General features: G+C 71.7%; 16 protein-coding genes and 1 pseudogene. 7 read left to right on the top strand and 10 right to left on the bottom strand.

All coding sequences use genetic code 11. The features are described from left to right. Nucleotides 1-44: 44 nt before the first annotated feature. The 3 genes and pseudogenes from HDA43_RS32835 to HDA43_RS35605 all read left to right on the top strand — a co-directional run bounded on the left by HDA43_RS32835 (nucleotide 45) and on the right by HDA43_RS35605 (nucleotide 1,869). Nucleotides 45-635: a TetR/AcrR family transcriptional regulator gene (locus tag HDA43_RS32835; RefSeq protein ID WP_179828511.1), complete on the top strand. Its 591-nt coding sequence runs from the start codon at nucleotides 45-47 to the stop codon at nucleotides 633-635. Between the two features lie 134 nt (nucleotides 636-769). Then, a pseudogene (locus tag HDA43_RS36815) lies at nucleotides 770-1,072 on the top strand (DUF998 domain-containing protein); the annotation flags it as partial. A gap of 89 nt (nucleotides 1,073-1,161) precedes the next feature. Next, entirely contained in the window at nucleotides 1,162-1,869 is a 708-nt protein-coding gene (locus tag HDA43_RS35605; protein WP_246424780.1) for an MFS transporter, read from the top strand. A 123-nt stretch (nucleotides 1,870-1,992) separates the two neighbouring features. Here HDA43_RS35605 and HDA43_RS32820 read toward each other — a convergent pair whose 3' ends face one another. Next, nucleotides 1,993-3,021 carry a DUF418 domain-containing protein gene (locus tag HDA43_RS32820; RefSeq protein WP_312873656.1) on the bottom strand — a complete coding sequence of 343 codons (1,029 nt, stop codon included), beginning with the start codon at nucleotides 3,019-3,021 and terminating at the stop codon, nucleotides 1,993-1,995. Between the two features lie 553 nt (nucleotides 3,022-3,574). Between HDA43_RS32820 and HDA43_RS32815 the strand changes: the two genes are divergently transcribed. Beyond that, nucleotides 3,575-4,825, top strand: a complete 1,251-nt coding sequence (locus tag HDA43_RS32815; RefSeq protein WP_179828505.1) for a methyltransferase — start codon at nucleotides 3,575-3,577, stop codon at nucleotides 4,823-4,825. Nucleotides 4,826-4,924: 99 nt separating this feature from the next. On the opposite strand, the gene HDA43_RS32810 is transcribed toward HDA43_RS32815, so the two are convergent. After that, on the bottom strand, nucleotides 4,925-5,689 hold the full coding sequence (locus HDA43_RS32810) for a TSUP family transporter (protein WP_179828503.1): 765 nt from the start codon (nucleotides 5,687-5,689) through the stop codon (nucleotides 4,925-4,927). A gap of 261 nt (nucleotides 5,690-5,950) precedes the next feature. Between HDA43_RS32810 and HDA43_RS32805 the strand changes: the two genes are divergently transcribed. Beyond that, the gene (locus HDA43_RS32805) at nucleotides 5,951-7,366 is read left to right on the top strand and encodes an FAD-dependent oxidoreductase (protein ID WP_281395740.1); all 1,416 of its coding nucleotides are present in this window, start codon (nucleotides 5,951-5,953) and stop codon (nucleotides 7,364-7,366) included. A 72-nt stretch (nucleotides 7,367-7,438) separates the two neighbouring features. Here the strand turns inward: HDA43_RS32805 and HDA43_RS32800 are convergent, their stop codons facing one another. Then, nucleotides 7,439-8,266, bottom strand: a complete 828-nt coding sequence (locus HDA43_RS32800) for an alpha/beta fold hydrolase (RefSeq protein ID WP_179828501.1) — start codon at nucleotides 8,264-8,266, stop codon at nucleotides 7,439-7,441. A 533-nt stretch (nucleotides 8,267-8,799) separates the two neighbouring features. Here HDA43_RS32800 and HDA43_RS32795 point away from each other — a divergent pair. Next, nucleotides 8,800-9,087: a Fe-S cluster assembly protein HesB gene (locus HDA43_RS32795; RefSeq protein WP_246424779.1), complete on the top strand. Its 288-nt coding sequence runs from the start codon at nucleotides 8,800-8,802 to the stop codon at nucleotides 9,085-9,087. Between the two features lie 129 nt (nucleotides 9,088-9,216). On the opposite strand, the gene HDA43_RS32790 is transcribed toward HDA43_RS32795, so the two are convergent. Both HDA43_RS32790 and HDA43_RS32785 read right to left on the bottom strand, forming a co-directional pair. Continuing rightward, entirely contained in the window at nucleotides 9,217-9,690 is a 474-nt protein-coding gene (locus HDA43_RS32790) for a hemerythrin domain-containing protein (RefSeq protein ID WP_179828489.1), read from the bottom strand. 71 nt (nucleotides 9,691-9,761) lie between these two features. Next, entirely contained in the window at nucleotides 9,762-10,943 is a 1,182-nt protein-coding gene (locus HDA43_RS32785; protein ID WP_179828487.1) for a zinc-dependent alcohol dehydrogenase, read from the bottom strand. 473 nt (nucleotides 10,944-11,416) lie between these two features. Here HDA43_RS32785 and HDA43_RS32780 point away from each other — a divergent pair, with 473 nt between their 5' ends. Continuing rightward, the gene (locus HDA43_RS32780; RefSeq protein WP_179828485.1) at nucleotides 11,417-11,992 is read left to right on the top strand and encodes a hypothetical protein; all 576 of its coding nucleotides are present in this window, start codon (nucleotides 11,417-11,419) and stop codon (nucleotides 11,990-11,992) included. 330 nt (nucleotides 11,993-12,322) lie between these two features. On the opposite strand, the gene HDA43_RS32775 is transcribed toward HDA43_RS32780, so the two are convergent. From HDA43_RS32775 to HDA43_RS32755, 5 genes are all read right to left on the bottom strand, one after another. Next, nucleotides 12,323-13,042 carry an aspartate/glutamate racemase family protein gene (locus HDA43_RS32775; protein WP_246424778.1) on the bottom strand — a complete coding sequence of 240 codons (720 nt, stop codon included), beginning with the start codon at nucleotides 13,040-13,042 and terminating at the stop codon, nucleotides 12,323-12,325. Then, nucleotides 13,033-14,550, bottom strand: a complete 1,518-nt coding sequence (locus HDA43_RS32770; protein ID WP_246424777.1) for an NAD(P)/FAD-dependent oxidoreductase — start codon at nucleotides 14,548-14,550, stop codon at nucleotides 13,033-13,035. Before HDA43_RS32770 ends, HDA43_RS32775 begins: the two co-directional genes overlap by 10 nt. Nucleotides 14,551-14,569: 19 nt before the next feature. Beyond that, nucleotides 14,570-15,448, bottom strand: coding sequence for a family 3 encapsulin nanocompartment shell protein (locus tag HDA43_RS32765; protein ID WP_179828483.1), 879 nt, complete (start codon nucleotides 15,446-15,448; stop codon nucleotides 14,570-14,572). 245 nt (nucleotides 15,449-15,693) lie between these two features. Beyond that, nucleotides 15,694-16,524: a class I SAM-dependent methyltransferase gene (locus HDA43_RS32760; protein WP_179828481.1), complete on the bottom strand. Its 831-nt coding sequence runs from the start codon at nucleotides 16,522-16,524 to the stop codon at nucleotides 15,694-15,696. A gap of 233 nt (nucleotides 16,525-16,757) precedes the next feature. Next, entirely contained in the window at nucleotides 16,758-17,585 is an 828-nt protein-coding gene (locus HDA43_RS32755; RefSeq protein ID WP_179828479.1) for an SDR family NAD(P)-dependent oxidoreductase, read from the bottom strand. Nucleotides 17,586-17,783 lie beyond the last annotated feature (198 nt).

Raw genomic sequence — 17,783 nt, 5'->3', positions numbered from 1 at the left:
TGGGCAACGGAGACCGACGGGCTGACATACGAGAGGATCTGCGAGTGCCGACCGGAGTGCACCTTCGCGACGCGCGGCGGCAACTGTTCGAGGCCGCCGAACGCGTGCTTCTGCGGGACGGGCCGAACGGGCTGACCAGCCGGGCCGTCACCGACGAGGCGGGCTGCGCCAAAGGCGTCCTGCACCGGCACTTCCCCAATTTCGACGCCTTCCTCACCGACCTCGTGCTCGACCGGGCCGCGCAGCTCGAGACACAGGCGAGTGCGCTGCGCGAGTCCGCCGGCACCGGCACCGTGGCCGGCAACCTCACCAGCGCGCTGACCACCCTGTTCGGACCGGTTCCGGTGGCGATCATCCCGCTCATCACCTTCCGGGATGAGCTGCGCGCCCGGCTGCGGCAAGCCATGCCCGGAGGCGGCATCGCGATCCTCTCCCAGGCCACGGCCGCGATCTCCGCCTATCTGACAGAGGAGCGTGAACTGGGCCGCATCGCGGCCGACGCCGACATCGACTCGCTCACCCTCTCCCTGGTCGGCGGCGGGCACCTCCTGTTCGCGGACCGCGACCCCGGTCCGCCGGCCACGGCGGTCGTCGACAGGTTCGTGACAGCGGTCATCGCCGACGCCGGCCGCTGAGGACCGGAGATCAGATGGCGGAAGGCGAGCCGCCGTACATCGATTGGTGTAGCCGGATACTCCGATGGCGCAGGCCCAGGTGACGCGTGAAGGACGATGTGTCCGGCCGTCACCGAAACCTACCGTTGGGAGCCATGGGCAAGAAGTTCTCTTTGACTGGTTTCGTGATCGCTATCCTTTCCTTTGTGGTGTCCGACGTGGTCAACCGGGGCTACGATCCGGTGGACGAGACGATCAGCAGGTACGTCAACCTGCCGTACGGCTGGCTGGTGACCGTCGGCCTGCTGGGGTTCGCGGTCGGGACCGCAGCACTGGCCGCGCGGACCGCGGGCAGCGGGTGGGGGCGGGGGCTGCTGTGGTTGTGGGCCGGGTGCGCCCTGGCCGCGGCGATCTTCCCGGCGGACCCGCCCGGCAACTGGTCCCACCCCTCTCTGGCGGAGAGCGTGCACGGGATGGCCGCCTGGGTGGGGCTTCTCGCGTTGGCGATCGCGATCGTAGGACCATCTCCGCGACCCTGTTCAGCCTTGTGGCCGTCGTCGCCCACCGCTTCCTGCTGCCGGGCCCGGAAGACGCCGAGCGCTCCGCCGAAGCCCGTGATCCGGCCGCGGCCGACGACCACGCAGCCGCCCCGCCCACCCTGCCCGCCCAGCGCGCGGGCCGGCGCTCGTTCACCGGCCCGGCGGTACGGATGCTCGCCGCGCTCGGCGTACTGGCCGCGTGCGGCGCGCTGGTCGAGGACGCCGGCGCGTCCTGGGGCGCCCTCTTCCTCACCGGTCTGCACGCCGACGCCGCCACCGCCGGCCTGGCCGTCGTGGTCTTCCAGACCGCCATGACCATCGGCCGCCTGTCCGGCGACCGCGTGGTGGACCGCTTCGGGCAACGCGCGGTGGCCCGCGCGGGAGGCGTCCTGGCCGCCGCCGGCATGGGCGCGGCGCTGGCCGTGCCGTCCATCCCGGCCGCGCTGGCCGGCTTCACCCTCGCCGGGCTCGGCTTCGCCACCCTCGTCCCGGCCGCCATGCACACCGCCGACGAACTGCCCGGCCTGCCGCCGGGCACCGGCCTGACCATCGTCAGCTGGCTGCTGCGCGGCGGCTTCCTGCTGTCCCCGCTGCTCGTCGGAGCCGTCGCCGACCTCCTCAGCCTGCGCGCCGGCCTGCTTTCGGTCGTCCTGGCCGGCCTCGTCACCATCGTCCTCGCCCGCGTCCTGACCGACCGTACCCACGCCTCGGCCTGAACACCGGGCCGGCCACAGAGACGCCGCCCACGGGAACCCGAGGCGGCGGAGGCGGCGTTCCCCGCTCTCCGGAACGCGGCGCGGCGGGCCGCCGCGAGGGCGCGAAGGCGAGGCGGACGACGGTCAGGCGGCGCGGCGCAGGGGTGGGCGGCCGGCCCAGGTGGCCCATCGCCAGAGCCACTCGACCGGCCCCTGGCGGTACCGCCGCAGCCACAGCACCGACCACAGCCACTGCACGGCGAGGATGACGCCGGCGACCGTCACCACCGTCGCCTCCGACCAGCGGTCCGGCACTCCCCCGAGGACGCGGGCGGCGGCCAGGACGAGGACCGTGGCGGTCAGGTAGTTCGTCAGCGCCATCCGGCCCAGCGGCGCGAAGACCGCCCGCAGCGCCGGCCGGAGCGGCGTCCGCATCAGCACCAGCAGAACGCAGACGTACACCCCGGCGACCAGCAGTCCGGCGGTGGAGAACGCCAGGCTGAAGCCGGAGTCGTACGGATCCAGCCCGCTCTGCCACCACAGCGCGGGCACCGCCCCCGCCGCCAGGACCAGGCCCAGCGCCGCCGGCCCCCGCGCGGACCGCTCGACCCGGTCGATCACCCCGTACCGGGTCAGCGCCGAGCCCAGTAGGAACAGCCCCGGAACCAGCGCGTGCCAGCCCCCGGTGGCCAGTAGCGACACCGCGAGGAGTACGGCCGCCAGGCACGCCACGGCCCACCGCGGCAGCCAGGTCGAGGGCAGCAGCACCAGCAGACCGACGACGGCGTAGGCGGTCAGGATGTCCCCCCGCCACAGCAGCAGGAAGTGCACCAGGCCGATCGCGAGCAGCGCCAGGAGCCGGCGCGCCAGGACCAGCCGCGGCCGGGCGGCGCGGACCGCCGCCGACTCCAGCAGCAGCGAGAACCCCACACCGAACAGGAGGGAGAAGATGGGGAAGAAACGCTGGTCGATGAACAGCCCCGGCCACGCGGCCGTGTCCCCCTCCAGGGTGGGCGCGGCGGGTGTGAGGGCGTCCCCGACGTGGGCTATCGGTTTGACGTTGGCCAGCAGGATCCCGCACAGCGCGAACCCGCGCACGACGTCGAGCGCGGCGATCCGCGTCCGGCCGGGCCCGGCCGGGCGGTCACCGGGGCCCGGCGTTCGCGACGACACCCGCCCGGGACGCGAGTCTCCGGGACGCGGATTTCCAGGACCGGGCGGGTGTCCAAGGCCGAGCGGGTCTCCGGGAGCGGGCGGGTGTCCAGGGCTGGGGGGAAGATCTTCGTACGGCATGGGCTCATCGTGCGGGTCCGGCCCGCCGCCGGCATGGGCCGAAAGCATGATCCGCACCACGGGCGGCCGTACTTTCGGCCGGTTCCACGCCTACCCCGGCGATGTCCAACCGCCCGGGGGCCGCGGCCTCCGTGCGACGAGGACGCCACCGACGAGCGACGGGCCGCGGCGGGCGGGAAGCCGGACCCTCCACCGCCCCACGGGCCAGCTTGCCCACGGGGAAAGGTCTGTGCGAACCTCTTACGTCATCTCTCCGAAAGGGCTGATCGTGACACTCGGCATGGTTCTCGGCGACTTCCCCGCTCGCGCTTCGACGCGGGAGCGGTAGCCCCACCTGCCCTGACACCCGCCCGTGCGCCGCACGGGCCGTTTCTCCCGCTCCTCGTCGAAGTGCTCTTCGTGCCCCTGCACGTTCGACCACGAGGAGTACGTGGTGTCCACGATCCGCTGGACCGAGACGAACACCCCCCGTTCCGCCCACTGGCATTCCGAGAGCGCGACCCCGCCTCCCCGCCGGGTCATCGGCGCCGACGACCGGATGAAAGCCGACACCGCCTACCGCCTGGCCTGCGAAGGCACCGGTCTGCTGTGGCGGGGTGACTTCCACGGCGCACGACGGCTGCTGCAGGCGATGAGCCGCCGCATCGACCGGAAACCTCCCCGGCGAGGTGACAGCCCGGCAGAGTCCTTCCACCTGCACCGCCGTGCCCGCGGCCACCGTGCCCGCGTGCTGGGCCGGCTCCTCGTCCTGCTGGAGGACGACTACCGCCTGAACCTGCGCAGAGCCCCCGATGTGCGCCGAGCCTGCATCGAAGCGTACGGTCCGCAGTCCGAGCCGATGGCCGTCTCGCTCACCGAACTGCTGGGTGTGATCGGAGCGCATCAGTGGCGCACGAAGGGCGTGGAGGTACCGGCCCTCCGCGCTCGCATTCACCCGCACTACGGCGTGTTCTCTCCCGTCAGAGGGGAGTACGTCGATCTCGTCGCGCATGCGCCACTCCCCCCGCCGGCGGGCCCTCGCGCGGGCCGCCGCACCGCGTTCGACCTCGGCACGGGAACGGGAGTGCTCGCGGCCGTCCTGGCCCGCCGGGGAGTCGACCACGTCGTGGCCACGGACATCAGCCCGCGCGCTCTGGCCTGCGCGGAAGAGAACGTCCGCCGGCTATGCCTCACCGGGCGCGTCGACGTCATGGGCCCCGGCCTCTTCCCCGACGGGCGCGCGGACCTCGTCGTCTGCAACCCGCCCTGGATTCCGGCCCGGCCCACCTCCGCCGTGGAGCAAGGCGTCTACGACCCGGATGGCAGCATGCTCCGCGGCTTCCTGACCGCGCTCACCGCGCATCTCGAACCGGGGGGTGAGGGATGGCTCATCCTGTCGGACCTGGCCGAGCACCTCGGGCTCAGGACGCGCGGCGAACTGCTGGCCGGCATCGAGGCGGCGGGCCTGCACGTGGTGGGCAGGATCGACACCAGGCCGCGGCACCCGCGAGCGATGGACGCCGCCGATCCCCTCCACGCCGCCCGGGCCGCGGAGGTCACCTCGCTCTGGCGTCTCGCCGCCGGACGACGTCCGGCATCGGCTGTCACCGGGAGCGAGCCGGCCCCGGCACCGCCGCCGGATGAGGACGGAAGCGCTTCCGCGCGTTCTACGGCTTCTCCTGCCGGGACCTCGTCATCGGCGTGACCGCACTCGCCCCGGCCTCGCCTGCCCAGGTGAGGCCGGGGTTTTGTTGCATTTATGAGTTTCAACCAGCCAGGCGGCTTTACAATGTAGATCATATAATCAGGCGAGGAACTGCTCGTAGCCGAGTTTCGCCACCATCGCGCACACCACGCACAGCAGCACGATCCGCACGAACCCCGAACCGCGGCGCAGCGCCATCCGCGCCCCGACCTGGGCTCCGGCGATGTTGCAGACGGCCATCCCCAGCCCCAGCGACCACAGCACGTGCCCCTGGGAGGCGAAGACGATCAGAGCCCCCACGTTGGTGCAGGAGTTGATGATCTTCGAGTGCGCCGAGCCGTGCACGAAGTCCATGCCGAGGATCGTGGTGAAGGCGATGATCAGGAAGGTGCCGGTGCCGGGCCCGAGGATGCCGTCATAGAAGGCGATCGCCGCGCCGGTGACCGCGGTCGCGGCCAGCACCCTGGCCCGGGTGCGCAGGTGCGGATGGGAATGGGCGCCGAACGCCGGGCGGAGGGTGACGAACAGCGCCACGCACAGCAGGGCGGCCATCACCAGCGGGGTGAGCGCGTCCTTGGAGATCGACGCCGCCGACGCCGCGCCGAGACCGGCGAACACGACCGCGGCCAGCCCGGCGGGCACCGCCACCCGGCGGTCGATCTTCGTGGTGCGGGCGTAGGCGACCGCCGCCGATGAGGTGCCGAAGACGGCGGCGAGCTTGTTCGTGGCCAGCGCCTGGACCGGCGAGACCCCGGCGACGAGCAACGCGGGCAACTGCAGCAGCCCTCCCCCGCCGACCACGGCGTCGATCCACCCCGCCCCGGCCGCGGCCGCCAGCAACAGGAGGATCTCCACCGTGCCCATCCTGAAATCCCCCGAACCATCTGTTATCCACCGTCAGCTCGGCAGAGCGTACCGAACACCGCCCCCCGCGTCCTCCGCGCGGGGGACGCGCTCCCCTCCCCGCGGGAGGGCGGGCGGTCACCGTACGGGACGGCCGCCTGGAACCGGACGTGCGCAACCGGCCCCGGACCCCGGCACGGCTGCCCCCGCGCGACGCGTCATGATCGGGGCGATGCCGTTTGGGGCGGGCGGGCGGAGGAACTCCTTTCCCAGCGGCACACAATGACGGCTTGCGAGACGGGCGGGACGATGGCGGAACGGCTGGTGGTGATCGGCGGCGACGCCGCGGGGATGAGCGCGGCCTCCCAGGCGCGGAACCGGCGCGGCCCGGACGACCTGCGGATCGTGGCGCTGGAGAAGGGCTTCCACGCCTCCTACTCCGCCTGCGGGATCCCCTACCTGGTGGGCGGCGAGGTGGGCGGGGTCGAGGACCTCGTCGTCCGGCGCCCCGAGGTCTTCCGCGACGAGCAGGCCATCGACCTGCGCCTGCGCAGCGAGGTCACCGAGATCGACCTGGACCGCCGGGCGGTGGCCGTACACGACCATGAGGAGGGCCGCGACTACTGGGAGCCGTTCGACCAGCTCGTCGTCGCCACCGGCGCCCTGCCCAGCCGTCCCGGCCTGCCCGGCGCCGACGCCGCCGGCGTGTACGGCGTGCAGACGCTGGACGACGGCGCCGCGCTGCTGCGGGCCGTCGAGGCCGACGGGGCGGAGCGCCCGCGTGCCGCCACGGTGGTCGGCGGCGGCTACATCGGCCTGGAGATGGCCGAGGCCCTGGTCCGCCGGGGCCTTTCGGTGACGCTCGTCGAGGCCGGTGAGCAGCCGATGGGCACGCTCGACCCCGACATGGGCGCCCTGATCGCCGACGCCCTGCGCCGGCTGGGGGTCGAGGTGCTCCTCGGAGAGGGGGTGACGGGCTTCTCCGCCTCCGGCGGCCGGGTGGACGCGGTGTGCGTCGGGAACCGGAGCGTACGGGCCGACCTGGTCGTGCTGGGCCTCGGGGCCCGCCCGAACACCGCGCTGGCCGATGCCGCGGGCATCCCGGTGGGCGAGACCTCCGGGATCCGGACCGACCGGCGGATGCGCACCCCCGTCGAGGGCGTGTGGGCGGCCGGCGACTGCGTCGAGACCTTCCACCTGGTCTCCCACCGGCCGGTGGCGATCGCGCTGGGCACCCACGCCAACAAGCAGGGCCGCGTGGTCGGCATCAACATCGGGGGCGGGTACGCGAGCTTCCCCGGGGTGGTGGGGACCGCGGTGTCCAAGATCTGTGAGTACGAGGTGGCCCGCACCGGCCTGAACGAGGCCGAGGCCGCCGCGGCGGGGTTCGAGTTCGTCACCGAGACCGTGGCCTCCACCACGCGTGCCCACTACTACCCCGGCGCGCGGGAGATGCGGACGAAGATGATCGCCGACCGCCGGACCGGACGGCTGCTGGGCGCCCAGATCGTCGGGCAGGAGGGCGCGGCCAAGCGGATCGACACCCTGGCGCTGGCCGTATGGCACGGGATGACCGTGGAGGAGATGACCGGCCTGGACCTGGCCTACGCTCCTCCGTTCGCCCCGGTGTGGGACCCCGTGCTGATCGCCGCGCGTAAGACGGCCGAGCGCCTCGAACGCCTCCACACCGGCGGCTGAGCGGGCCGGCCCACCGGGAGCCGGGGGCCGGGCGGATCGGCGGTGTGTCCGGCGCGGAGCGGACCCCGCCGTTCAGGCGCGCAGGAACTCGAGCAGGTCGGCGTTGAACTGCTCCTTCTGGCCCGGCACCATCGCGATGCCGTGCGAGCCACCCTGGTACACCCTGTAGACGTTGTCCGGAATGATCCTGGATGCCTTCTCCCCGGCCGCCGCGATCGGCACGACCTGGTCGTCGTCACCGTGGACGATCAGCGTGGGGATGTCGAACCTCCTGAGATCCTCGGTGAAGTCGGTGGCCGAGAAGGCGTCCACGCAGGCCACCCCGGCTTCGATGTTCTCGGCCATGGCCATCAACCAGAAGGCGTCCTTGTTGCCCTGCGTCACCTTGCCGCCCGGCCGGTTGGCCCCGAAGAAGACCTCGGCGGTGTCCTTCCAGAACTGCGAGCGCTCGGCGAGGATGCCGTTCTTCAGGCCGTCGAACACCTCCTGCGGCGTTCCCTCGGGATTGCCGTCGGTCCTGAGCATGAGCGGTGGGATCGCGGACAGGAGCACGGCCCTGCGAAGGCGGGACGTGCCGTGCCGGCCGATGTAGCGGGCCAGTTCCCCGCCGCCCATGGAGTGCCCCACGAGGGTGACGTCGCGCAGGTCCAGGCTTTCGATGAGATCTCCGAGATCGTCGGCGAAGGTGTCGAAGTCGTAGCCACCCGCGGGGTGGCTGGAGCGGCCGTGGCCGCGCCGGTCGTGCGCGATCGCCCGGAACCCGTTGTCCTTGACCAGCTTCAACTGGTCCTGCCAGGCGTCGGCGTTCAGCGGCCAGCCGTGGATGAAGACGACGGGCGGGCCGCCGCCCCAGTCGTAGAAGAAGATCCGCGTGTCGTCGCGGGTGGTCGCGTAAGGCATCGTGAAGCGCTCCGAAGGGACCGGCGGTCGTACCGAATGAGGGGTGGGTGACGGCCGGTTCCGCGCATCCGGCCGGTCGGCGGTCTGCACGCCGGCCGGATGCGCGTCTCCGAGGCCACTCACCTCGGTCGATACCGCGGTCATGATGCGCCTAAGGCCATGGTCCGGTCTGCCGTTCTTTGCCCACGTTGTGTTCATGGCGACGCTGGCGCGTCGCGGCTCGGGGGCTGTATTCATGGCGACGCTGCGCGTCGCGGCTCGGGGGCTTGAGCCCGGTGCCTTCCCTCGTCGTTCACTCGCTGCGCTCGCTCTCTCCTCGGTCCAGACACCGGTGCCCCCTCGCGGGTCCGGTCAGCGGTGCCCCTTTGCGGCGTTCACCGCGAAAGGGCCTCACGCCCGGAGCTGCCGGGCTGGCCGGGGACGGGTACGGCCGGCGCCGGGGGAAATCCCCTGGCTCAGGTGTCGGCTCCGCCGGAAGCGGGCAAGGGCGGAGAATCCAGCCTTAATTCGGACAAGGAGTAATAATGCTCACAATGACCGACACTGCCGCGCAGGTGATCCGGAATCTCAGCTCGCAGGTGGGAGGCTCGGCGGACACCGGGGTCCGCATCTCCTCACAGAGCGACGACACGGACTCGCTGCTGCTGTCGATCGTCGAAGGGCCGCAGTCCGAGGACAAGGTAGTCGAGACGGACGGAGCGCACATCTTCCTGGATCCCAAGGCGGCGGACCTGCTCGACGACAAATCCCTCGACGCCGACGTCGACGAGGGTGGAGGGGTGACCTTCACGATCACCGAACAGATTCCCCGGCAGGCGTGACGGCCTTTCGGGAAGCGGGCCCCGGCCTCGGAACGAGGCCGGGGCCCGCGTTGTACCGGGCGCCCTGACGGGCGCTTCGGGGGGCGTTCCCACCGCGTTCCGGCGGCGCCCCGCCGCGCCGCCGGCGCCCTACTGGCGGGCGCTGGCCAGCGCGAGCGGGTCGGACGGGGCCTCGGACTTGGCCTTCTCCATCCGCTCGCCGAGCTCCTGAAGCCTGTTACGCCCCAGGGCCTCGCGGACCTGGGGGAACCAGTCCTCTTCCTCCTCCTTGATGTGGTGGCGCACATTCTCGATGAGGACGGTCACCTTGGCGTCGAACCGCTCGTCCTTGGGGTCCATCCCCTTCAGCTCCGACAGCAGCCAGGCCACGACGTGGTGCTCCTCCACGCTCTCCAGGACGTGGTCGGAGGTGTCGGGTGCCTCGGCACGCGCCTCCGGGTAGAAGATCGCCTCCTCGATGTAGGCGTGCTCGCACAGCTCCTTGGAGATCTTCTCGACGATCTCCTGCTTCTTCTTGTAGGCGGTCTCGCCCGCCTGCTCGAACTCCTTGAACAGCTTCTCGACCGTCTTGTGGTCGTCCTTCAGCAGCACGATGGCGTCCATGGCCTCATCTCCTTCGGATACCGGGTCACGGGGACCCGCCTGTTCGGGGGGACGTCTTCTCTCGGGGGTCGTCAGGGGGTCAGGAGGACCTTGATGGCCCCGTCCTGCTTCTTCTGGAAGATCTCGTAGCCGTGCGGGGCCTCCGCCAGCGGCAGCCGGTGCGTCGCCAGGTCCATGACGCCCAGCGGGTCGGAGTCGTCGGTCACCAGCGGCATCAGGTCGTCGATCCAGCGCTTGACGTGCGCCTGGCCCATGCGCAGGGTGATGCCCTTGTCGAACATCTTCAGCATCGGCATCGGGTCGGCCGCGCCGCCGTAGACGCCGGAGATCGAGATCGTGCCGCAGCGCCGTACCGTGTCGATGGCCTGGTACAGGGCGGCCAGCCGGTCCACACCGGCGTTGGTCATCAGGGGGGCGGCGACAGCGTCGGGCAGGAGCCCGGTGACGGTCTGCGCCATCTTGGCGACCGGGGAGCCGTGCGCCTCCATGCCGACCGCGTCGACGACGGAGTCGGTGCCCCGTCCACCGGTCAGCTCGCGGACCGCCTCCGCCACGTTCGGGGTCGCGGAGGAGTCCAGGATCTCCACGCCGTGCCGGCGGGCCATCTCCAGCCGCTCGGGCACGCCGTCGACGCCGATCACCCGGTATCCCAGGTGCTTGGCGATCCGGGCGGACATCTGCCCGATCGGGCCCAGGCCGAAGACCGTGACGCTGCCACCATCAGGGATGCAGGCGTAGTCCACCGCCTGCCAGGAGGTGGGCAGGACGTCGGAGAGGTAGACGAACCGCTCGTCCGACGGCCCGTCGGGCACCTTGATCGGCCCGAAATGGGCCTGCGGGACCCGGAGGTACTCGGCCTGTCCCCCGGGGACCTGGCCGTACAGCTTGGTGTAACCGAGCAGCGCGGCCCCGGTGCCGTACTCGCGCACCTGCGTGGTCTCGCACTGGGCGTACAGCTTCATGTCGCACATCCGGCAGCGGCCGCACGAGATGTTGAACGGGATGACGACCCGGTCACCGGGCTTGATGTGCGTGACCTCCGCGCCGACCTCCTCCACGACGCCCATCGGCTCGTGCCCGAGGACGTCCCCCTGCCCGAGGAACGGTCCCAGCACCTCGTACAGGTGGAGGTCGGAGCCGCAGATCGCGGTCGTGGTGACCTTGATGATCGCGTCGGTAGGCTCCTTGATGATCGGGTCCGGGACGTCCTCGACACGTACGTCTCGCTTACCGTGCCAGGTAAGTGCCTTCATCGCTCTCCTCCTGTCAGGACGCCGGACGGCGTGTCTCGTCCACGCCTGAGCTGCGACGACGTCCCCCTTACCCGCTGAACCGCCCTCAAACGAGAACCCGCGGGGGAGGACACCGGATCTGAGCCCCCGAGTCGTGACGCGCAGCGTCGCGATGAGCCCTCCCGGAACCGGCGCATTCCCCAAGCATTCCCCGCTCATTTCGGTCGTCTTTTATTCCGTTTTCCATTCGCGCTAATCAGGGAGTGGACATGGAGGGTAATTCGCGCGGCGGATCAACGCTCACCCGCGCGAAGGACGACCCGGTGGTTCGGCGGCCGTCACGATGAGATCGCGATCACCTGCGGCGGTTCTTTCCTCCGCGTGCAGGTGCCGCGCGGATGAGGTCGGCGAACCATCGGCCCAATAGCCGGTTCGTGCCGCCGCCACATGCGCTCTAAATACCTGGAAAGACGCCCGAAAGGAAACCGAGGAACGTGAAGAAGCGCGAGAAGGCCCTGCTCGCCACGACCGCCACGGCGGCCCTGGCCACCCTCGCCCTGGTGCCGGCGGCTCCCGCCACCGCCGCGAGTTACACGGTCGAGGTCCAGCTCCAGACCATCAGCACCGTGAAGGAATCCGCCGGAGTCACCTTCACCTGCCCCGCCAACCAGGTCATGACCGGCCGTTCGCACTCCGGAGACGAGAACGGCTACACGAAGTACTCCTGCAGCCGGATCCTCATCAACGGCGAGCAGGTGACGGTGGAGTCCCGGAGCTGGAGCTCCAACCAGAAGGAGAGCAGCTCGAACTACGAGACCACCGACAACCGGGTCATCACCGGCCGGTGGCACAGCGGGAACGAGAACGGCTACACGAACTACGAGTCGGGCGCGCTGTGGTGGCAGGGCAGGCAGCTGCGGCTCGTCCCCGGCCCGTGGACCTCGAACCTGCGTGAGAGCAGCCATTCCGTATCGGCGAGCCCCTACCACGTCATGATCGGCCGGAAGCACTCCGGAGACGAGAACGGCTACACGAACTACCGGTTCGCCTCGGTCACGGTCGACGGCTGAGCCCTCCTACCTCCACTCACCCGGCACCGCCCCGGGCGAAGGCTCTTCCGCCGCTGAAGCCTTCACCCCGGGCGGCCACCGAAAAGCCGGGAGCGACTGAGCCCGGCACCGCGCCTCGCACCGCCGGACGAGCCGGTGGTCTGCACACCCGGGTCCTGGCGCGAGAGTCAGGGCCCGGGTTCACCACGGCTCAGAGGCCACTTCGCCGGAACTTCCCCATTGCCGCCGGAAGCTCCGGCGGTCCCTGGGGCGCGGGAGTCGGCTTTCCGGTTTCCGCACACCGCAGGGCAAGGGCCCGAGCCGCGACGCGCGGCGTCGCAATGAACATCGTCAATACGGCCGGCGGGTCAGGCCCAGGTGCACCATCTCGGTGAGCGTCACGATGTCGAAGACCGGCACGCCGGTCCGCTCCTGGATCGCGTGCGCGAACGGCACCAGGTCGGTGCACTCGATGACGATCGCCCCCATGTCGGGGTTGTCGCGCGCGAGCCGTACGGCCTGGCCCAGCACCTCGCGTTCCAGGCGGTCGGCGTCCAGTTCCACGCGCCGGCCTTCGAGCATGACCTCGCGGAACTCGGGTTCCTCCTCCATCCCGGCGACGCAGACCGGGACGTCCTCGGCTCCGACCGCCTCCAGGTGCCGCCGGGTCAGCGCCGCCTTCTTCGCCACCAGCAGTCCCACCTTCCGGCCGGGGCGGAGCATGCGGTGGACCATCGGCAGTTGGATCAGGCTGGAGGCGTAGAGGGGGACGCCGACCGCGCCGGCCAGTTCCCGCTGGAAGAGGACGAGGAAGCCGCAGGCGCCGGTGATCGCCGCCGCGCCTTCCGCCTCCAGTTCCCGCGCCGCGTCGACGAACGGGTCGAGCAGCCGGGGGTCGCCCATGCTCACCACGCGCTCCGGCGTCGCGCCCCGCACCACCTTGTAGATCACCGGGAAGCCGAAGGTGACCGGGTTCCTGATGTGTCCGGGGATCTTGGTGAACGAGGTCTCCAGGCACAGTACGCCTATCGGAGCCTCGCGGCCCGTCTTCTCCTCGCCGGTCATGGCCATCGCCTTCCTCCGTCTCGTCCGCGCCGCCGGGCCGTACGGTCGCCGTAGCGGCCCGGGTGGAACGGCGCGGGGTCCGTGTCGGGTGGCTCGCCGTTGAGGAGCTGGGCGAGCAGCCTGCCCCCGGACGGCGCCAGGCCCATGCCGATGTGGCCGTGACCGCAGGCCAGCCAGAGACCGCGGTACGACCCGGCCCGCCCGATGAGGGGGAGGCTGTCGGGGGTGCAGGGTCGCAGGCCGCTCCAGGTCTCGATGATCGGGGTGGTCTCCATTCCTGGGAGGTAGGACCGGACGGTCCGCAGGATGCCCGCCACGCGCCGCCGGGATACCGCGGGATCCATGCCGGACAGCTCCAGCGTCCCGCCGAGGCGCAGCCGGTCGCCGAGCGGTGTGATCGCGACCTTGCCCTCCCCCAGCAGGACCGGGTGCCGCGGCGCGTTGCCCGGCGCCTTGACCGTGACGGTGTAGCCCTTGGCGGGCTGGAGGGGGAGCCGCAGTCCCAGGTGACGGACGCACTCCGCCGACCAGGCGCCGGCGGCGACGACCGTCTCGGCGGGCGAGAGGTCGCCGCGCGTCGTCCGTACCCGCCGGACCGCGCCGCCCGCGGTCTCGAAGCCGACGACCCCGGTCTCCTCCAGGATCTCGACTCCCATGTCCCGCAGCGTCCGGGCGAACTCGCGGAGGAACTCCGGGACGCGCAGGTAGGCGCCCTCCTCGTTGTACAGCGCGCCGCGGACGTCGAACTCGACGCCCGGTTCGAGTGCCCGCAGCTCGTCCGGGTCGAGGACGCGCAGCGGCACGCCGCGGGCGACCGCCCGGGGTACGGAGCGGCGTCCCTTCTCGAACCCCTCGGCCGTGTTGAACGCCAGCAGCATGCCTCCCTCGGCGAAGGCGGAGGCGAGACCGTTCGGACCGGCCGCTCCACCCGGTCCGGGTGGGCCGGTCGGCGCGCACAGCTCGCGCAGCATCGCCAGGCTGCGCCTCTTCATGTCGGCCAGCACCCGGAAGGCGGCGTCGGCGGCGCGTTCGTCGCAGGCGCGGCGGAAGTGCCACAGCCAGCGCGCCAGCTCGGGGTCCCAGCGCGGCCGGACGGAGAACGGGCTCTCCGGGTCGAGCAGCCAGCGCAGCCCCTGGGCCGGCACGCCGGGCTCGGCGAGGGGCGCCGCGCCCTGCGTGCCGACGAAGCCGGTGTTGCCGTGGGAGCAGGACTGCGGGCCGCCGACCGGCCCGCGTTCCACCACGGTGACCCGGGCACCGCCGAGCCGGAGGTGGTAGGCGCAGAACAGGCCGGCGATGCCGCCGCCGATGACGAGGACGTCCGGGTCGTGCCGCGCGGGAGCCCCGTCGAGGGCGCCGGAATCGCCGTGGTCACCACGGTCACCGGAGCCGCCGAGGGCGCCCATACCGTCGGGGACGCCAGCACCGCCGGAAGCGTCGGGGACGTCAGGGACATCGGGGGCGTCGGAGGCGTCGGGGGCGTCCATACCGTCAGGGGCGTCGGGGGAAGGCATCGCCGGCGTTCACCGTCCTTCACAGGCTCACGACGAAGAAGTTGGTCGGGAGGTTGACCACGACGCGCTCGTGGATCTGGGCCATGAGCGCGAGGCCCCCCGGCTCGGCGAAGGTCCCCGGGGGCGGCTCGGCGAAACGGATCACCGAGCGGCCGGCGTCGAACAGCAGGGCGCCGTGCCCGAAGTCTCCGACGAGGGCGGTGCCCGGCTCGACCAGGCGGGTCCGCACGATGAAGACGCCGTTCCGTTCGATGTCGTCCATCAGGCGGCCCTCGCCCATGAAGGCGTAGTAGTCGGCGGGGTTGATGATGAGGCCGTCGGCCGTGCCCCCCATCTGCTCCACCTCGTTGCACGCCGCCAGGATCGTGGAGGCGAACGACCCCTTGGAGGTCATGCGGGCGATCTGCGGCATGTTCAGCAGGCCGCCGGCGCCGCGGATGATCGTGTCGTTCTCTGCGGTGGACAGGCGGACGATGAGCCGGTAGTTGATGAAGGACTCAAAGGTCTCGATGTCCTCCCACAGGTCCGGCGGGACCTGGACCCAGGCGGTGGTGGGCAGCAGTTCGGGTACGGGTGAGCGGTGGAAGCGGTTGGCCGCCTCCCGCCGGAGGTCGGCCTCGTGGACCTGCGGGGCGCCGGGGTCCGGGAGGCTCTCGTGCCAGTAGTAGCGCCGGGGGTCCTTTGAGAGGTCGACGACCTTGATCATGTTGCGCGCCGGGTAGCGCGGCTTGCGCCGGGAACTCGTCAGCGAGTCGGTGATCGTCACGTCGTACTCGACGACGGCGTCGGTCCCCTTGGCCGCGCATGCCTCGGCGAAGATCCGTCCCGGGGACATCTCGGTCCTGCGCTGGGCGACGACCTCGGCCATCGTGCGCTTCATGGTGTCTGTCGGCTGCATGGCGTCCTCACTGTCGCGGTGCTGGTCACGGTCGGCGTGCCGGTCTACGGTCGGCGTGCCGGTCTACGGTCGGCCACGGCCGATCACGGTCGATCACGGCCCGCCACGGCCGGTGATGGCCGACGCGGCAGGCACGGCCGGTACTGGCCGGCGCGGCTGGCGCGATCGGTACTGGCCGGCGCGGCTGGCGCGATCGGTACTGGCCGGCGCGGCTGGCGCGATCGGCGCGGTCGATGTCGGCACGGTCAGCGTCTGCGGGCGACGAAGACCCCCCAGCCGAACTCCCCCCGGTCGATGGCAGCCTGGATCTCGCCGCAGGACTCGGAGAAGGCGAGCATCCAGTCGCGCGCCGCGGCGTCCGGCGTCGTCTCGGCCCGCTCGCGCGCGGTCTTCCCCAGCACCCGGTAGGTCTGCCTGATGTGATCTTCGAGGTTGCGGGCGAGGAGGATCTCGAATCCGGCGTCCTCCAGGGCCCGCTGGTAGCCGACGAGCGAGTAGCCGCCGCCCCACCGCACCCGGTCGTAGACGTGCTTGCGGGCGCGTTCGCCGATGTCCTCCCTGGGCTGGAGGAAGTCGGAGAAGGCGAAGATCCCGCCGGGCCGCAGGACGCGGTTGACCTCCGCGTGGCTGCGCGGCTTGTCCGGCACCAGGAAGAGCGCGTCCTGGCTGACGACGTGGGTGAAGGAACCGTCCTCGTACGGCATGCGCGTCGCCGAGCCGTGCCGGAAGGCGATGCCGGGACGGTCCCCGGCCAGTTTCCTGGCGAACGCGACGCGCTCGGCGCTCAGGTCGAGCCCCTCGCCGCGGCAGCCGTACCGGTCGGCGAGGTGGATCAGGAAGTTGCCGCAGCCGCAGCCCACGTCGAGCACGTGGGAGGTCTCGCCGATCCCGGCCTCGGCCGCCATGATGTCGGAGGTCCGTTCGGCGGCCGCGCGGTAGTCCTCGTCGTCGTCGCCGGAGAAGTACCCCGTGTGCAGGACGCCCTCGCTGTCCCAGAAGGTGAGGTAGGTCTGCGTGGTCTGGTCGAAGAAGTCCCCGACGTCCTTCTCGGTGTAGACATGACTGGTCAGCGACATCATGCGCTCCTTGTCTCCGTGGTGTCTCGTGTCCCCCGTCCGGCGGCGTCCCGTGCGAGGATCCCGGTGAGATGCCTCGTGCGGGACGTCTCCGGGACGCCTCGCCTCGGTCAGGGGTCCGGTGGCGATCGAAGGTCCGTGGCCGTCAGAGGATCCCCGACCGCAAGGGGGTTCCCTCGCGGCAGGAGTCCGGTGGCGGTCAGAGGCCGTGGCGGTCGGTCGTCCGATGGCGATCAGGTGTAGGTGTTCTCCCCCGCGCCCGACAGGTGCGGCAGCTCCGGCCCCACGACGGCGGCGCCGCCGTCGATCAGGTGCACCGCACCGGTGACGAAGGACGCCCGCTCCCCGGCGAGGAAGGCCACCACCGCGGCGATCTCCTCGGGGCGGGCCAGACGGCCGACGGCGTTGTGGTGGCCCATGGCGCGCAGCCGTTCCTCCACGTCGCCGCCCGCGGCCAGCCGGGCCGCGGCCCGCTCCATCGGCGGGGTACGGGCCCCGCCGGGAGCCAGCACGTTGACGGTGATGCCCTCGCGCCCCACCTCCGCGGCGAGCGCCTGGGCGAAACGCACCAGGGCCGCGCGGGTCACGCCCGAGAGCGCCAGCGGCGGGATGGGGACGCTCGCCGTCTCCGAGGCCACGAACAGCAGCCGGCCCCATCCGGCGGCCCTCAGGTACGGCAGCGCCGCGAGGGCGAGGTCCACCGCGGGCAGCAGCACCTTGCCGACGGCCGCCTCGTAGTCACCCGTCGCGAAACGCGAGGCCGGGCCGATCGGGGGGCTGCCGCCGCTGACGAGAACGATGTGCAGGGCGCCGAGGTCGGCGGCCACCTCGTCCACCCAGCGGCGCGCCGCCTGCCCGTCGGTGATGTCCACGCTCCGGACGTGGACGTGGCCGGACGCCACCTCCTTGACGGCGCGTTCGGCCTCCCGGAGCCGGTCGGGATCGCGGGCGCCGATCGCGACGTGCGCGCCCTCCCTGGCCAGCTCCATGGCGGCGGCGAGGCCGAGCCCGCTGGAGCCGCCGGCGACGAGCGCGACCTTGTTCGCAAGGCCCAGGTCCAATCGTGGTCCTCTCTGTGTTCATTGCGACGCTGTTCTCATTGCGGGCTCATGGCGACGCTGCGCGTCGCGGCTCGGGGGCTGGTGCCCGGTGTCTTCCCTCGTCACTCCGTCGCTCCGCTCCCTGTTCATTGCGACGCTGCGCGTCGCGGCTCGGGGGCTCAAGCCCGGTGTCTTCCCTCGTCACTTCGTCGCTTCGCT

This window comes from Streptosporangium sandarakinum (assembly GCF_013409935.1).
In the GTDB taxonomy this organism is placed as follows: domain Bacteria; phylum Actinomycetota; class Actinomycetes; order Streptosporangiales; family Streptosporangiaceae; genus Streptosporangium; species Streptosporangium nondiastaticum.
This window is presented reverse-complemented; position numbering and strand designations above follow the sequence as displayed.

Coding starts and splice junctions, on each gene's coding strand:
- HDA43_RS32810 (WP_179828503.1), bottom strand. CDS start 5,689: ATGGGCACGGTGGAGATCCTCCTGTTGCTGGCGGCCGCGGCCGGGGCG.
- HDA43_RS32805 (WP_281395740.1), top strand. CDS start 5,951: ATGACGGCTTGCGAGACGGGCGGGACGATGGCGGAACGGCTGGTGGTG.
- HDA43_RS32800 (WP_179828501.1), bottom strand. CDS start 8,266: ATGCCTTACGCGACCACCCGCGACGACACGCGGATCTTCTTCTACGAC.
- HDA43_RS32795 (WP_246424779.1), top strand. CDS start 8,800: ATGACCGACACTGCCGCGCAGGTGATCCGGAATCTCAGCTCGCAGGTG.
- HDA43_RS32790 (WP_179828489.1), bottom strand. CDS start 9,690: ATGGACGCCATCGTGCTGCTGAAGGACGACCACAAGACGGTCGAGAAG.
- HDA43_RS32785 (WP_179828487.1), bottom strand. CDS start 10,943: ATGAAGGCACTTACCTGGCACGGTAAGCGAGACGTACGTGTCGAGGAC.
- HDA43_RS32775 (WP_246424778.1), bottom strand. CDS start 13,042: ATGGCCATGACCGGCGAGGAGAAGACGGGCCGCGAGGCTCCGATAGGC.
- HDA43_RS32770 (WP_246424777.1), bottom strand. CDS start 14,550: ATGCCTTCCCCCGACGCCCCTGACGGTATGGACGCCCCCGACGCCTCC.
- HDA43_RS32765 (WP_179828483.1), bottom strand. CDS start 15,448: ATGCAGCCGACAGACACCATGAAGCGCACGATGGCCGAGGTCGTCGCC.
- HDA43_RS32760 (WP_179828481.1), bottom strand. CDS start 16,524: ATGTCGCTGACCAGTCATGTCTACACCGAGAAGGACGTCGGGGACTTC.